The following is a 15,107-nucleotide window of genomic DNA, read 5'->3' as shown; positions in this document are numbered from 1 at the left end:
GATAGCCCCACTATCCCGAGGAACGGAACGGCGGGTCAGCCGATCCGCTCGATCACCAGGGGTGTGGCACCGGGTGCGGTGGGAGCGATGCGCACCGCCCGGGCCGCCTCCTCGCGGGCCGCGGGGAGGCGAGCGGCATCCTCGGCCCGGAGTTCGTAGAGGGCGTCACCGGCGCGTACCGGGTCACCGGGCCGCTTGTGCAGCACCACGCCCGCCGGCACGGACACCGGGTCCTCCTTGCGGGCCCGTCCCGCACCGAGCCGCCAGGCGGCGACACCCATCGCGTACGCGTCGACCTCCGCCACGAAGCCGTCGGCGTCGGCGCGGACCACCTCGATCTCCGGGGCGGCGGGCATCGCGGCGTCCGGGTCGCCCCCCTGCGCCCGGATCATCGCCCGCCAGACATCCATCGCCCGGCCATCGCGCAGCGCCGCCTCCGGGTCGGCGTCGGGCAGGCCAGCGGCGTCGAGCATCTCGCGGGCCAGCGCCAGGGTCAGCTCGACCACGTCGGCCGGGCCGCCACCGGCCAGCACCTCGACCGACTCGGTCACCTCGACCGCGTTGCCGATGGTCCGCCCGAGCGGGGTGGACATGTCGGTGAGCAGGGCCACCGTCCGTACGCCGTGCGCACCGCCCAGCTCGACCATGGTGCGGGCCAGTTCCCGGGCCTGGTCAACGGACTTCATGAACGCGCCCGAGCCGACCTTGACGTCCAGCACCAGGGCGCCCGTGCCCTCGGCGATCTTCTTGCTCATGATCGAACTGGCGATCAGCGGGATCGCCTCGACCGTGCCGGTCACGTCGCGGAGCGCGTACAGCTTGCGGTCGGCCGGTGCGAGGCCGGCGCCGGCCGCGCAGATCACCGCGCCGACGTCCCGGAGCTGGGCGATGAACTCCTCGTTGCTCAGCCCCGCCCGCCAACCCGGGATCGACTCCAGCTTGTCGAGCGTGCCGCCGGTGTGCCCGAGGCCCCGCCCGCTCAGCTGCGGCACCGCCGCCCCGCACGCCGCCACCAGCGGCGTCAACGGCAGGGTGATCTTGTCCCCGACACCGCCGGTCGAGTGCTTGTCGACGGTCGGCCGGTCGACGGCGGCGAGGTCGAGCCGCTCGCCGCTGGCGATCATCGCGGCGGTCCACCGGGCGATCTCCGGCGCGGTCATCCCGTTGAGCAGGATCGCCATCGCCAGCGCGGACATCTGCTCGTCCGCCACGGCACCCCGGGTGTACGCGTCCACCACCCAGTCGATCTGCGCGTCGGAGAGCACACCCCCGTCCCGCTTGACGCGAATAACATCAACCGCCGCAAACCCACCCATGAACAGATCTTCCCCAATTTCAGCTAGAGCTACCCCGGCACGATCAGCAGAGCGACGCGACCCGTGACCGGCGCACGGCGCGGTACCACCGCGGGCCGGGGCCGACCGTGCCCGGCGGAGGGATCAAGCCTGACCGCCCGGAGCCGGGCACGGTCGGCCCCGGCCCCAAGCTCAATCACCCCACCGAACAGGAACTTCGAGAGGCGGCTCACCCTCCCCAGCCCAGAAGATCGTGCCCGACGCGTCCACCACGACGACCCGCGGCGTCCGGGCCAGGCCCCAGGTGATCGCCTCGGCCGGGTCGTCCCAGCTCGGGCCCTCCTCCAGGACGCCGGTCTCGGCGCCCTCGTCGTCACCGGCCGACCGCTCCCAGTACGCCGTCCACACCTGCTGCCCGGCCGACAGGTCGGGGTGCACGAACACCGTGCCCCGCCCGCGCCAGGCGGCCAGCCGCTCGGGCACCACCGGCACCGCGGTCTCCCCGGTGACCGCCTCCAGGTCCTCGACTCCGAAGGCGTGCGGCAGCAACTCGGCCATCCGCAGCGGCCCGCCCTTGGCCTCGATCAGGCACTCCGGGCCGCCCTGCTCCCAGAGCAGCTGCCGGCAGCGCCCGCACGGCATCAACGGCTCCCCGGTGGCGTCCACGCACGACAGCGCGACGATGCGACCGCCACCGGTGGCGTGCAGCGAGGAGACCACGCCGCACTCGGCACAGAGCACCACGCCGTAGGCGGCGTTCTCGACGTTGCAGCCGACCACGACCCGGCCGTCGTCGACCAGGGCGGCCGCCCCCACCGGGAACTTCGAGTACGGCACGTACGCGTGCCGCATGACCTCGGTCGCGGCCGCCCGCAGCCGCCCCCAGTCGATCTCCATCCGTTGCTCCCCCCGTCAGCCCTTGATGTACGGCTTGCCGTCGGCGGCCGGCGCCCGGACCTTCCCCACCAGGCCGGCCACCGCCAGGATCGTCGCCAGGTACGGCAGCATGGCCAGGAACTGGCTCGGGATGGTGCTGTTGATCGCGCCCAGGTAGGTGGCGAGCTGGTCGGCGAACCCGAAGAAGAGCGCCGCGAGCAGCGCGCCGGTCGGGCTCCACCGGCCGAAGATCAGCGCCGCCAGGGCGATGAAGCCCTTACCGCCGATCATGTTCTTGGTGAACGAGAACAGCGCCAGCGTGTACGACGCGCCGCCGATGCCGGCCACCGCGCCCGCCAGCAGCACGTTGCGGTAGCGCAGCCGCAGCACCTTGACGCCGAGGGTGTCGGCGGCCGTCGGGTGCTCGCCCACCGACCGGGTACGCAGACCCCACCGGGTCCGGAACAGACCGATGTGGATCACCAGGACCAGCAGCAGGCCGAGGTAGAGGAAGATGTTGCCGCGGAACAGCGCCGGACCGATCACCGGGATGTCGGACAGCAGCGGGATCTCCCAGTTGCTGAAGCGCGGAGCGCTGTTGTACCGCTCCGCGTCGGTCTGCATCAGCCGCTCGTAGAGGAAGCCGGTGACGCCGACCGCGAGCAGGTTGAGCACGATGCCCATGACCACCTGGTCGACCAGGTAGCGGATGGAGAACACGGCGAGCAGCAGCGAGATGAACGTGCCGCCGATCGCCGCCGCCACCAGACCCACCCAGACGTTGCCGGTGATGCTGCCGAACAGCGCGCCGCTGAACGCGCCCATCAGCAGCTGGCCCTCGATGGCGACGTTGACCACGCCGGAGCGCTCGCAGAGCACACCGGCCAGCGCCCCGAAGATCAGCGGCAGGGCCAGGATGAACGTGCCCCGCACGACGTTGACCAGCGGCATGAAGTTCTGCCCGACCGGAGCGGCGGAGACCTGCCAGCACAGGAAGCTCAGCACGAACGCCACCAGACCGATGCCGAGCACCAGGGCGAACCAGCGCTTCGGCAGCCCGGCCAGCATCGCCACGCCGGCGGCGAGCGTGATCGCGCCGAACAGGATCGCACCGACCGTGCCGTTGATCTCCAACGCGGCGCCGGCGGCGTCCTCGCTGAGCGTGAACCGGGCCTGCTCGCCGGTGGCCAGCGCACCGAAGAGCACCGCCGCCAGCAGGCCGAGCGCGGTCAGCACCAGGCCGACCTTGCGGGTACGCGTCCAGAACCCCTCGTCGACCGGGGCGACCGCGACGTCTTCGACAGCCATGGTGGACACGCTCGTCACCAGCCCTTCGCGAGGCTCGTCTGCAGCCGGGCGGCCCGCGCGGCCCGGAGCTGGAAGATCGCCTTCACCAGGGCCGGCGCGGCGATGAAGATGACGATCAGCGCCTGGAGCACGGTGACCAGCTCCAGCGAGACCCCCGAGTACGACTGCATCCGGTTGCCGCCGGCCTGCAGCGCACCGAAGAGCAGCGCCGCGAGCGCGACGCCCCACGGCTTCACCCGGCCGAGCAGCGCCACCAGGATGCCGTCGAAGCCGATCTGGGCCACGACCAGCGGGGTCAGCGCGGCCGCGGTGGTGCCCAGGACCATCTGCGAGCCGCCGAAACCGGCGAGGATGCCGGCGAAGACCATGATCAGCACGTACGTGCGGGTGACGCTGATGCCCGCGGTGCGGGCGGCGTCCGGGTTGGCGCCCACGGCGCGCAGCTCGAAGCCGAGCGTGGAGCGGTTGAGCAGCCAGGCGACCGCCCAGGTCGCCAGCACGGCGAGGATGATCCCGGCGTGCGCCCGCAGGTTGTCGCCGAACAGGCGGGGCAGTTGCGCGGAGGCGTCCACCGGCCGGCTGATCGCGTCCGTACGGTTCGGGTCCTGCACCCCGTTCTGCACGATGAGCCAGGTCAGGAAGTACGCCGCGATGTAGTTGAGCATGATCGTGTTGATCACCTCGTGGGCGCCGGTGCGCGCCTTGAGGATGCCCGGGATGAAACCCCAGATCGCGCCGCCCAGCGCGCCGGCGAGCACCGCCACGAGCAGGTGCAGCCCGGGCGGCAGCGGCAGCAGGAACCCGGCCAGACCGGCCAGGACGACACCCATGGTGGCCTGGCCCTGGGCGCCGATGTTGAACAGGCCGCCCCGGAAGGCGAGCGCCACCGACAGACCGGTGAACACCAGCGGGGCGGTGTAGGTCAGCGTCTCCGAGATCGGGCTCAGCGCGGCGGTGAAGCCGACCGCGTCCGGGTCGAAGATGGCGCCCTTGAACAGGTTCGCGTACGCCTCGCTGACCAGCGTCCAGCTGGAGTTGAGCGCGTCCGACGGGCGGGCGGTGATGTAGCCGTAGGTGGCCAGCACCTCCGGGTCGGACACGATCATCAGGATCGCGCCGACCACCATCGCCAGGACCAGCGACAGCAGCGTCACGGTGAAGGTGTTGGCGGCCCACAGGTTGTCCAGGAAGAGCCGCCCGAGCGAGGGCCGGTCCTCCGGCGCCGCCTGCTTCGGGCCGGTCGCCTCGGCCCGCTCGGTGTTGCCGAGTGCTGTCCGGGCCGCCTGTTCCTCGGTCGCCGGCTCCTTGTCCGGGGAGCCGGATTGCGCGTTGGTCATGCCGGCACTCCGCTTCGCTCCGTGCCGCCCTGGGGCACCACGGCGCTGTGCCTGATGATTCGCTCGCTCATGCCTCTTCCTCGCTGCCGGGGCCCTCAGGGGCCGGAGCCGCGCCGTCGGGGGTCGCCGGGCGGGTGGCCGTCGCGTCGCCGGCGGTCGTCGCGCCGTCCGGGCCGCCGGCCGCCTCGCTGTCGGGGGTGACGCCGGCCATCAGCAGGCCGATCTCCTCGCGGGGGGTGTCCGGGCCGACGATCCCGATGATCCGGCCGCGGTACATCACCGCGATCCGGTCGGCCAGCCCGATCACCTCGTCGAGTTCGCTGGAGACGACCAGGACGGCCGTGCCGATGTCCCGCTCCCGGATGACCCGGCTGTGGATGAACTCGATGGAGCCGACGTCGACGCCGCGGGTGGGCTGGGCGGCGATGAAGAGCTTCAGCGGCCGGGACAGCTCCCGGGCCACGATCACCTTCTGCTGGTTGCCGCCGGAGAGGGTGCTCACCGCCGCCTCGGCCGACGAGGTGCGGACGTCGAACTGGGCGATCCGCTCCTTGGCCGACTTCGCGATCTCCTCCGACCGCAGTGCCAGGCCCTTGCCGAACGGCGGCCGGTCGTAGATGTCCAGCACCAGGTTCTCCGCGACGCTGAACTCCTTGACCAGGCCGTCGACGCTGCGGTCCTCGGGCACGTACCCGACGCCCGCGCGGAGCACCTTCTTGGTCGACCAGCCGTCGATGCGCTGCCCGTCCAGGCTCACCGTGCCGCTGAGCACCGGGCGCAGGCCCATGATCGCCTCGATCAGCTCGGTCTGGCCGTTGCCCTGTACGCCGGCGACGCCGAGCACCTCTCCGGCGTGCACGGTCAGGTCGACGCCGTCGACCGCGCGTACCTGCCGGTCGTCGTCGACCACCAGGCCGGACACCTCCAGGACCGGGTCGCCCGGGGTGGCCGGCTCCTTGTCCACGGTGAGCCGTACCGTGCGGCCGACCATCAGCGCGGCCAGTTCGTCGCGGCTGACCTCGGGCGAGGCGGTGCCCACGGTCTTCCCGCGCCGGATCACCGTGATCCGGTCGGCGATGGCCTTGACCTCACCGAGCTTGTGGGTGATGAAGACGATCGACTTGCCGGCGGCCTTGAGCGACCGCATGACGGCGAGCAGTTCCTCGGTCTCCTGCGGCGTGAGCACGGCGGTCGGCTCGTCGAGGATGAGCAGGTCGACGTCGCGGGTGAGAGCCTTGACGATCTCGACCCGCTGCTGGATGCCGACCGGCAGGTCCTCGACGATCGCGTCCGGGTCGACGTGGAGGTTGTAGCGGGCGGAGACCTCGGCGACCTCGCGCCGGGCACGGCGGCGGTCCAGGAAGCCGGCGAGGCCGCCCCGGACCTGCTCGGCGCCGAGCATGATGTTCTCCGCCACGGTGAAGACCGGCACGAGCATGAAGTGCTGGTGCACCATGCCGATCCCGGCGGCGATCGCGTCGGACGGGCCGCGCAGCTTCAGCGGCTTCCCGTCGACCAGGATCTCGCCCTCGTCGGGCTGGTACAGCCCGTAGAGGACGTTCATCAGGGTCGACTTGCCCGCGCCGTTCTCACCGAGCAGCGCGTGGATCTCTCCCGGCTCCACCGTCAGGTCGATGTGGTCGTTGGCGACCAGGTCACCGAACCGCTTGGTGATGCCACGCAGTTCGAGTCTCAGCGCAACCTCCCGGGATGCGAAGCGATGGTGCAGCGTAGCTGCCGGTGCGGGCGGGTGGAACCGATCGGCCGCCCCGGTGCCGCGGGGTTCCCCGCGACGCCCGGGGCGGCCGGATCGTCGTGCTGTACCGCTCGCCGACCAGCAACGGTGATCATTCCACCGCGGCCGGCCGGCGAGGCGTCACTTCGGCTGGGCCGCGGACTCGACCTTGATCGTGCCGGCGGCGATGTCCGCCTTCAGCTTGTCGATCTCGGCCTTCAGCTCGGCCGGGACCTTGCTGTCGAACTCGTGGTACGGGGCGAGCGACACACCGTTGTTGGCCAGCGTGCCCAGGAAACCCGGGGTCGCCTCCAGCTTCTCGCCGGCGGCGGCCTTGAGCACGGCCTCCTTGACGGCGTCCGGGATGTTCTTCACCACGGTGGTGATGATCGCCGCGCAGTCCGGCGTGCTCTCGCAGCCGTCGACGTCCACCCAGATGGTGTTGTACTTGCCGCCCGAGGCCTTGGCGGCACCGGTGGTGCCGAGGCCCGCGCCGCCGGCGACCGGCATGACGATGTCGGCACCCTGGGCGACCAGCGCGTCGCTGACCTTCTTGCCCTCGTCCTGCTTGACGAAGTCGTTGGTGAACGAGCCGTTCTGGCTGGCCTTGTCCCAGCCCAGGACCTGGACGTTCTTGCCCTTGGTCTGGTTGTAGTGGGCGACACCGTCGGCGTAGCCGTCCATGAAGATGGTCACCGGCGGGATCTTCAGGCCGCCGTAGGTGCCCACCTTGCCGCTCTTGCTCATGCCGGCGGCCAGGTAACCGGCGAGGAAGCCGGCCTGGGCGGTGTCGAACTGCATCGGGTAGACGTTGGCCTCCGGCACCTTGGCGTCGACGATGCCGAACTGCTGGTCCGGGTTCGCCTTGGCGATCTTGGAGGTGGCGTCACCCATCAGGCCACCGACGGCCAGGATGAAGTCGCACTTCTGGTTGACGTACTGCGTCAGGTTGGGCTCGTAGTCGGCCTCGGCCTTCGACGCGACGTACTTGATGTCGACGTTGCTGTTCTCGGCCTTGGCCGCCTCCAGGCCCTTCCAGGCCGAGGTGTTGAACGACTTGTCGTCGATGCCGCCGACGTCGGTCACCATGCAGGCGCTGTACTTCTTGTCGCCGCTTCCGGCGTTGTTGTCATCTTCGGGGGCCTCGCCACACGCGGCGGCGGCCAGCACGAGGCCACCCACCGCGAAGACCGAGGCGATCCGCATCCCACGCACCGAGCGCAAGACGTCTCCTTCCATTGCACACCGCTGTTGGCGGTGGCAGCCCTTTGTGAACCGGCCTGCGCTGTGCCGCCGGCGTCCCACGTTACGGACGCAGAGCGTACGCCCGCGCCCCGCCACCGGCCGACAATCGTGCACGACTGTTGAGCGCCTGTTACCCCCACGTAACCCTTGGGTGGGGCAGATCACTCTCCGTGCCATTGGAGGGTCGTTCGGGCGCGACGGAACGTCCGTTTCCGGATGGCTCCCCTCCTGTCGGACGTTACCTCCAGAAGACGGCCACCGCAGCGTTGACCAGGGTCAAACCAATGATCGCGAGGAAGTGGCCCCGGTTGACCGCTTCCCGCTTACGGGAAAAGAAGACCATGACAAAGATGAGCAGCGCGAGCACCAGTTTGGTAACAAGCTTCGCGGGGGCCGGCTCGTCCCCGTCGCGCAGCGGCGCGGACAGGGCGACGCCGGTCAGCAGCATGATCACCGCGCCCCAGAGCATCGGCGGGTTGATCCGGAGCCGACCCTTGACGTATTGGACGACCGCGCCGCCGAGCAGGAGCGCGAAGCCGACCAGATGGATGTAGCGGAGGATGAGTCGTAGAGCTTCCACGCGCCCCATCCTCCCCTACCAACGACGTTTTGTAGTAGAGGGCTGATCGTCCGGCGAGTCAGCCGGCCGGCGCCGGTACGACCGCCGCCTCGACGGCGGGGGCGGCACCCGCCGTGGAACCGGCCCGCCCGCCGCGCGCCAGCGCCACGAGCGCGAGCCCGACCAGCGCGTACCCGGCCAGCACGGCGACCGACCGCGCGGCACCCGCGCCGTCGAAGAAGGCCACGGACCGCAGCACCGTCGCACCGGCGCCGACCGGCAGCCACTGGCCGACCTCGCCCCACGGCTGCGGCAGCAGTTCCGGCGCGGCGCCGACCGCCGCGAGCGGGTTGCCGACCAGGAACACCAGCAGGGCCCCCAGGGCCAGGCCGGGGCGGCCGAGCAGCGCGCCGAGGCCGGCCACGGTCGCCGCCGCGGCGAGCACGAAGAGGCCGACCGCGGCCGCCTCGGCGAGCCAGTCCCCGTCGATGACGCCCAGCCAGCCGTGCAGGACCGCGGCTCCGACCGGGCCGACGAGCACGCCGAGCAGGACCAGGCCGGCCAGCCGCGCGAGCCGGGCGCGGACCAGCAGCACGAGCAGCGCTCCGGCGAGCATGCCGGCGAGGGCCAGGGGCAGGAAGCCGGCCGCGAAGCCCGCGCCGCGTACGTCGTCGGGGTCGCCCGGCACCACCTCGACCACGGTCACCGGCCGGTCGCCGGCGAGCTGGCCGGCGGCCTCGGTGAGCAGCAGCGCGACGGTCGGGCTGGCCGCCGGTGCGGTGTGCACGGCGAGGCCGTCGGGCCCGGCGACGAACGCCGCGTAGACCTCGCGGTCCCGCAACGCCCGGTCGGCCGCCGCCGCATCGGGCAGGGTGGTGATGTCGAAGGCGCCGGGCCGGGCGGCGGCGAGCCGCCCGGCGAGTTGGTCCGCGACGGGCGCCGGACCGGCCACCGCGACCGGCAGGTCGCGCGGGGCCAGGTTCGCCGCCGGAGCGGCGAAGACGGGTACGAGCAGCGCCAGCACCGCCGTCACGACGGCGGCGACGAGGACTGCGAGCAGCAGGGGCGAGCGGACGCGGGACGACACTGGTCCTCCTAAAACGAATGCTCGTTCTCTTTATTTCAGAGTCCTCCCGCCGGGGTCGACTGTCAAGAACGAATGCTCGCTTTACGATGTAGCCCGTGCCACGTGTCTCGGAGCAACACCTCGCCGCCCGCCGTCGCCAGATCGTCGACGCCGCCCGCCGGTGCTTCCTGCGCGAGGGGTTCCACCGCACGACGATGCAGGACGTGATCACCGAGGCCGGGCTCTCGGTGGGTGCGGTCTACCGCTACTTTCCCAGCAAGGCTGCCCTGATCAGCGCGATCGCGGAGGAGGCGGTGAGCGGCGCGGAGGACGTGCTGGCCGACCTGACGCGGCGCGAGCCCCCGCTGCCCCTGCTGGGCGCCCTGGACCGGGCACTCGCCTACGTGGCGACCCAGACCGGCGACGACGGCGTCCTGCGGATCGCCATCCAGGTGTGGGGCGAGGCCCAGCGGGACCCGGAGCTGGCCGCCTTCGTGGCCGACAAGTACGACGGCATCCGCCGGCACTTCGAGGTTCTCGTCCGCCGGGCGCAGAGCACCGGTGAAGTGCCCGGCGACGCCGACCCGGAGGACGTCGCGGCGGCCCTCTTCGCCCTCGTCCTCGGTTGGCTCCTGCAGCACATCCTCACCGGCCGGCCGGACCGGACCAGCTACCTCGCCGGCGTCCGCGGCCTCCTGGGCGCCGGCGGCTGACCGGCGGTGCCGGAGGGAGGGCGGCGCCCTCCGGCACCCGCCCTCCCCCGTTCGAGAACCCGCCCCGCGTCAGCCCTTCGTGCCGCCCGCGGTCAGGCCCGAGACCAGGTGCCGCTGGGCGAACAGGAACACCACGCCGGCCGGCACGGTCACCAGGACCGCCGCCGCCGTCAGATACTCCCACTGCGGGTTGAACTGGGGCACGAACTGCTGGAGCCCGTACGCGAGGGTGAACCTGTTGTCGGTCTGGATGAAGGCCGACGCGTACGCGACCTCGCCCCACGCGGTGAGGAAGGTGTAGAAGGCGGTGACCGCGATGGCCGGGCGGGCCAGCGGCAGCACCACCCGCCAGAAGGTCGCGAACGGGCCGCAGCCGTCCAGCGCCGCCGCCTCGTCCAGCGAGGTCGGGATGGAGTCGAAGTAGCCCTTGAGCATCCAGGCGCAGAACGGCACCGCGATGGTCAGGTACGCGATGACCAGCGACGGCAGCGTGTTGATCAGGCCGAGTCGCGCCATGATCGTGTAGATCGGCACGATCAGGATGGCCACCGGAAACATCTGGGTGACCAGGAAGACCAGCATCAGCGGGCGACGGCCCGGGAAGTTGAACCGGGACACCGCGTAGCCGGTGGTGGCCGAGAAGAAGATGCCGATGATCATCGTGAGCGCGGCGACGATCACCGAGTTCAGCATCCACTTCGGGAAGTTCGTGTCGGTCAGCACGTAGCTGTAGTTGGCCAGGGTCGGGTCCTTGACCAGGGTCAGGTCGCTGCTCTGGACCGCGTACCCGGGCTTGAACGACGAGAGCAGCACCCAGGCGATCGGTCCGATCGCGATCAGCGACGCGAGGATCAGCGTGCCGTGCAGCAGCACCGCCTTCGCCGGGCTGCGCCGGCTGCGGCCGGGCCGCCGCACGGTCCGGCTCCGGGCGGCCGGCGCGGCCGCCGCCGGGGTGGCCGCCGCGGGAGTGGTCAGCTGGCTCATGTCACCACACCTCGCCTTGCTTGCGCAGCACGCGCCGGTAGAACACCGAGAAGATCAGCAGGATCGACAGGATCAGCACGCCGTAGGTGGACGCGAGCGAGTAGTTGCGGATGCCCTCGAACGCCGCCCGGAAGGCGCCGGTCACCAGGATCTCGGTCTCCCCGGCCGGCTGCCCCTCGGTCACCAGGAAGATGATCGGGAACATGTTGAACGTCCAGATGGTGCCGAGCAGGATCACCGTCATGCTGACCGAGCGCAGACCCGGCAGCGTGATGTTGCGGAACCGCTGCCACGGCGAGGCGCCGTCGATCTCGGCGGCCTCGTAGAGCTCACCGGGGATCGTCTGCATGCCGCCGAGCAGCGCCACCATCATGAACGGCACGCCGAGCCAGATGTTGGTGACGATCGCGGTGAACAGCGATGTCCACCGGTCGGAGAACCAGGACACCGGGTCGATCCCGAGCGACGACAACAGCGAGTTCGCCAGGCCGAAGCGCTCGTTGAAGATGAACTTCCAGGCGAAGGCGCTGACGAACGCCGGCACCGCCCACGGCAGCACCAGCAGCACCCGGTAGAGGCCGCGGCCCCACATCGGGCGGTTGAGCAGGACGGCCAGGCCGAGCCCCAGGCCGTAGTGGAAGGCGACACCGACGAAGGTCCAGATCAGCGTGATGCCGGTCCACTCCCAGAACTGGCCGACCTCGCCGGAGAGGACCTTCACGTAGTTGTCGAGGCCGACGACCTCCCACTTGTTGGGGTTGTCCTTGCAGACCTCGCTTCCGGTGATCGACTTGGTGCAGATCTCCGCCACCTGGTTGGCCTCGGTGAGGTTGGTGAAGGAGAGCCAGACCCCGCGGAACAGCGGGTAGAAGATCAGGACCGCCAGGACGACGACCACGGGCAGGACCATCGCCCAGGCGTACCAGTGCTTGTCCCAGCTGCGACGCAGCCGGGACGGCGGTGCGGAGCGGCGGCCGGACGGCGCGGGCGCCGGCGCCGGCTCGGCTGTCACAGTGCTCATCAGCTGTGCTCCAGGGGAGTGAGCCGGCAGGGCCGGCGACCGGACACGGTCGCGCGGCCCTGCCGGGTGCCGAAGTGGTCGCCGGCCGCTGCCAGCGCCGACGGTGAGGTCAGAGACCGTACGAGGTGACGACCTCGGCCTTGTACTTCTTGGCGACGGTGTCGAGCGCGGCCTTCGGGTCCTTGTTCTGGATCAGGACCTCGGTCGCCATCTGGTCCAGCGGGCCGAAGAACTGGCCGGCCTCGGGGATCCACGGGCGGCCGACGGCGACCTCGACGACCGGCTGGTACGCGGCCACGACCGGGTTGTTCTTCACCGCGTCCAGGCTGTACGCCGACTTGCGGGTCGGCAGCAGGCCGAGCTTCTCGGAGAGGAACGCCTGCGACTCGGCGGAGCTCATGAACTTCACGAACGCCACGGCCGCGTCGACCTTCTCCTGCGGCATGCCGGACCAGATCGTGTAGTTGTGGCCGCCGACCGGGCCACCGGCCTTGGCCGAGCCACCCGGGACCGGGGCGATGCCCAGGTTCTCCAGGCCGCCGAAGGTCGGCGCCGACTTGACGTTGCTGACCTCCCACGGACCGTTGATGATCATGGCGACCTTCTTCTCCTTGAAGAGGGTCATCATGGTGCCGTAGGCGTCGTTGGCGGACGGCTTGGCGGCCGCGCCGCTGTCGATCAGGTCCTTGGCGATCTTCAGGCCGGCGACGTTCTGCTCGGACGCGACGGTGATCTTCTTGGACTGGACGTCGACCAGGTCGCCGCCCTCGCCGTACATGAAGGGCAGCATGAAGTAGCCGGCCGGGTTGATGTAGAGGCCCTCGGCGCCGGTCTTCTGCTTGATGGTCTGGGCGGCGGTCTTCAGCTCGGCCCAGGTCTTCGGCGGCGCGGAGATGCCGGCCTTGGTCAGCAGCTCCTTGTTGTACATGAGCGACAGCGTGTCGGTCACCTGCGGGACGCCGTAGGTCTTGCCGTCGTACTTGTTCGACGCGAGCGGGGTCTCCATGAAGTCCGACTCGTCGGCGAGCAGCTCGGAGCCGTCGAGCGCGTAGAGGTAGCCGAGGGAGGCGAACTCCGGCACCCAGGCCACCTCGGCCCGCAGGATGTCCGGGGCGCCGGTCTTGGCCTGCGCGGCGGTCTTGAACTTGTTCTGAGCCTCACCGAACGGGACCGACTGATAGTTGATCTTGACGTTCGGATAGGTCTGGTTGAACTTGGCGATCAGTTCCTGGAACGCCGGGCCCTCGTTCTTCGGGTCCGACGTGTCCCACCAGGTCAGTTCGGCCTTGAGGGAAGCGGGATCCGCCTTCGGCTGCTCCTCCGTCTTCTTGTCCTCCCCGCCGCAGGCGGCGAGGGCGAGAGCAAGGGTGGTGGAGGCGAGTACGGCGATCCCCTTGGCTGTGCGACGCATGTTCGCTCCTAGTTTGCCTGCCGGGTATCGGCGGGACAGTAGCAAGAACTTTCCGAGTTAGAAACCCCTTGCGAACCGCCTTGCAACAACCGATCCCGTCTTGTCACCTGACCTTCTCCCCCGTCGGACTTACAGGACAAATCAGGGTCACCGAACGTGGCCCAGGCCCCACCGTCGTGACCGCGGGTGGGCCACCCGCCACCGATCGCGCCGGCGATCGCCGCCCTGCTCCGGGCGGGCTCGGTCCGGATGCGGGACTTCGCAATCAACCCGAGATCACCCCTGCTCGAAGCTGCAAGATCTTGCCGGCCACTGCGCAAGAACGACTCGGTGAGCTACAGTGCCGCCATGCGCGCTCGACTGTCCGACATCGCCCAGCAGGCCGAAGTCAGCGAGGCGACGGTGTCTCGGGTGCTCAACGACCGCCCCGGGGTGGCGCCCGAGACCCGGCAGGCCGTCCTGACCGCCCTCGACGTGCTCGGCTACGAGCGCCCCGCCCGGCTGCGCAAGCGCAGCGCCGGGCTGGTGGGCCTGGTGGTGCCGGAGCTCGACAACCCGATCTTCCCCGCGTTCGCCCAGATCATCGAGTCGGCGCTGGCGCCCACCGGCTACACGCCGGTGCTGTGCACCCAGACCCCCGGCGGCGTACGCGAGGACGAGTACGTCGAGATGCTGCTCGACCGCCAGGTCTCCGGCATCGTCTTCGTCTCCGGCCTGCACGCCGACACCGCCGCCGACCACGACCGCTACCGGGCGCTGATCGCCCGGCCGCTGCCGATCGTCATGATCAACGGGTACGCGCCCGACCTCCCGGCACCCTTCATCTCCTGCGACGACCGGGAGGCCGCCGAGCTGGCCGTCGCCCACCTGGTCGCCCTGGGGCACCGCCGGATCGGCCTGATCACCGGTCCGGACCGGTTCGTCCCGGTGCTGCGGAAGGTCAACGGCTACAAGGCCGCGATGAAGCGCCTCACCGACGTGTCCGACGACGAACTGGCCGAGCTGACCGAGCTCTCCCTCTTCGGCGTGGAGGGTGGCGAGGCCGCCGCCGCCCGGCTGCTGGACCGCGGCGTCACCGGCATCGTCTGCGGCTCCGACCTGATGGCGCTCGGCGCGATCCGGGCCGCGCGGCAGCGCGGCCTGTCGGTGCCGCACGACCTGTCGGTCGTCGGGTACGACGACTCCCCGCTGATGGCCTTCACCGACCCGCCGCTGACCACGATGCGCCAGCCGGTGTCCGCGATGGCGGTGGCCGCCGTGCGGGCCCTGGTCGACGAGATCAACGGGCACGCCGCCCCGCACTCGGAGTACCTGTTCCGCCCCGAGCTGGTGGTCCGCGGCTCGACCGCGGTGGCCCGGACGACGGACACGCCCGCCGGCGGTCCCGCACGGCAGCGCCCGGCGGCCTCGGCCCTCGCCGTCTCGGCCTGACCGGCGCGGGATCCACCAGCCGACTCCGGTGTCAACCGGGGTCCGTCCACCTCGTCACGCGTTGCCAAGGGGCCCTTCCTGGACCGGCCGCCGTGATGGCTGTCATTTCTTGCGCAAGGAATGCTT

Annotated in this window: 13 protein-coding genes; 2 read left to right on the top strand and 11 right to left on the bottom strand. The window is 70.8% G+C overall.

The features are described 5' to 3' along the window. Positions 1-35: 35 nt before the first annotated feature. The 8 genes from EV376_RS08540 to EV376_RS08505 form a co-directional block, all read right to left on the bottom strand. Positions 36-1,316 carry a thymidine phosphorylase gene (locus EV376_RS08540; protein WP_130321590.1) on the bottom strand — a complete coding sequence of 427 codons (1,281 nt, stop codon included), beginning with the start codon at positions 1,314-1,316 and terminating at the stop codon, positions 36-38. Between the two features lie 171 nt (positions 1,317-1,487). Next, positions 1,488-2,192, bottom strand: coding sequence for a cytidine deaminase (locus tag EV376_RS08535; RefSeq protein WP_130321589.1), 705 nt, complete (start codon positions 2,190-2,192; stop codon positions 1,488-1,490). A 15-nt stretch (positions 2,193-2,207) separates the two neighbouring features. Continuing rightward, entirely contained in the window at positions 2,208-3,488 is a 1,281-nt protein-coding gene (locus tag EV376_RS08530; RefSeq protein ID WP_130321588.1) for an ABC transporter permease, read from the bottom strand. A gap of 5 nt (positions 3,489-3,493) precedes the next feature. Continuing rightward, positions 3,494-4,816, bottom strand: coding sequence for an ABC transporter permease (locus tag EV376_RS08525; protein ID WP_130321587.1), 1,323 nt, complete (start codon positions 4,814-4,816; stop codon positions 3,494-3,496). Between the two features lie 67 nt (positions 4,817-4,883). Further along, positions 4,884-6,452 (bottom strand): ABC transporter ATP-binding protein, encoded by a 1,569-nt coding sequence (locus EV376_RS08520; protein WP_486482880.1) that lies wholly within the window; start codon positions 6,450-6,452, stop codon positions 4,884-4,886. Between the two features lie 240 nt (positions 6,453-6,692). Next, complete coding sequence (locus tag EV376_RS08515; RefSeq protein WP_207228522.1) at positions 6,693-7,757, bottom strand: BMP family ABC transporter substrate-binding protein; 1,065 nt, start codon at positions 7,755-7,757, stop codon at positions 6,693-6,695. 277 nt (positions 7,758-8,034) lie between these two features. After that, the gene (locus EV376_RS08510; RefSeq protein WP_130321584.1) at positions 8,035-8,376 is read right to left on the bottom strand and encodes a hypothetical protein; all 342 of its coding nucleotides are present in this window, start codon (positions 8,374-8,376) and stop codon (positions 8,035-8,037) included. Between the two features lie 58 nt (positions 8,377-8,434). Beyond that, complete coding sequence (locus EV376_RS08505) at positions 8,435-9,442, bottom strand: hypothetical protein (RefSeq protein WP_130321583.1); 1,008 nt, start codon at positions 9,440-9,442, stop codon at positions 8,435-8,437. A gap of 95 nt (positions 9,443-9,537) precedes the next feature. Here EV376_RS08505 and EV376_RS08500 point away from each other — a divergent pair, with 95 nt between their 5' ends. Beyond that, positions 9,538-10,134 carry a TetR/AcrR family transcriptional regulator gene (locus tag EV376_RS08500; protein ID WP_130321582.1) on the top strand — a complete coding sequence of 199 codons (597 nt, stop codon included), beginning with the start codon at positions 9,538-9,540 and terminating at the stop codon, positions 10,132-10,134. Between the two features lie 69 nt (positions 10,135-10,203). Here the strand turns inward: EV376_RS08500 and EV376_RS08495 are convergent, their stop codons facing one another. The 3 genes from EV376_RS08495 to EV376_RS08485 form a co-directional block, all read right to left on the bottom strand. Beyond that, positions 10,204-11,118 (bottom strand): sugar ABC transporter permease, encoded by a 915-nt coding sequence (locus EV376_RS08495; RefSeq protein WP_130321581.1) that lies wholly within the window; start codon positions 11,116-11,118, stop codon positions 10,204-10,206. Between the two features lies 1 nt (position 11,119). After that, positions 11,120-12,139, bottom strand: a complete 1,020-nt coding sequence (locus EV376_RS08490) for a carbohydrate ABC transporter permease (protein WP_130321580.1) — start codon at positions 12,137-12,139, stop codon at positions 11,120-11,122. A 109-nt stretch (positions 12,140-12,248) separates the two neighbouring features. Then, the gene (locus EV376_RS08485; RefSeq protein WP_130321579.1) at positions 12,249-13,550 is read right to left on the bottom strand and encodes an extracellular solute-binding protein; all 1,302 of its coding nucleotides are present in this window, start codon (positions 13,548-13,550) and stop codon (positions 12,249-12,251) included. A gap of 348 nt (positions 13,551-13,898) precedes the next feature. On the opposite strand from EV376_RS08485, the gene EV376_RS08480 reads away from it, so the two are divergent. Next, complete coding sequence (locus EV376_RS08480; RefSeq protein ID WP_207228082.1) at positions 13,899-14,981, top strand: LacI family DNA-binding transcriptional regulator; 1,083 nt, start codon at positions 13,899-13,901, stop codon at positions 14,979-14,981. Positions 14,982-15,107: the final 126 nt, after the last annotated feature.

This window comes from Micromonospora sp. CNZ295 (genome assembly GCF_004217535.1).
This window is presented reverse-complemented; position numbering and strand designations above follow the sequence as displayed.

Coding starts and splice junctions, on each gene's coding strand:
- EV376_RS08540 (WP_130321590.1), bottom strand. CDS start 1,316: ATGGGTGGGTTTGCGGCGGTTGATGTTATTCGCGTCAAGCGGGACGGG.
- EV376_RS08535 (WP_130321589.1), bottom strand. CDS start 2,192: ATGGAGATCGACTGGGGGCGGCTGCGGGCGGCCGCGACCGAGGTCATG.
- EV376_RS08525 (WP_130321587.1), bottom strand. CDS start 4,816: ATGACCAACGCGCAATCCGGCTCCCCGGACAAGGAGCCGGCGACCGAG.
- EV376_RS08515 (WP_207228522.1), bottom strand. CDS start 7,757: ATGCGGATCGCCTCGGTCTTCGCGGTGGGTGGCCTCGTGCTGGCCGCC.
- EV376_RS08495 (WP_130321581.1), bottom strand. CDS start 11,118: ATGAGCCAGCTGACCACTCCCGCGGCGGCCACCCCGGCGGCGGCCGCG.
- EV376_RS08490 (WP_130321580.1), bottom strand. CDS start 12,139: ATGAGCACTGTGACAGCCGAGCCGGCGCCGGCGCCCGCGCCGTCCGGC.
- EV376_RS08485 (WP_130321579.1), bottom strand. CDS start 13,550: ATGCGTCGCACAGCCAAGGGGATCGCCGTACTCGCCTCCACCACCCTT.
- EV376_RS08480 (WP_207228082.1), top strand. CDS start 13,899: ATGCGCGCTCGACTGTCCGACATCGCCCAGCAGGCCGAAGTCAGCGAG.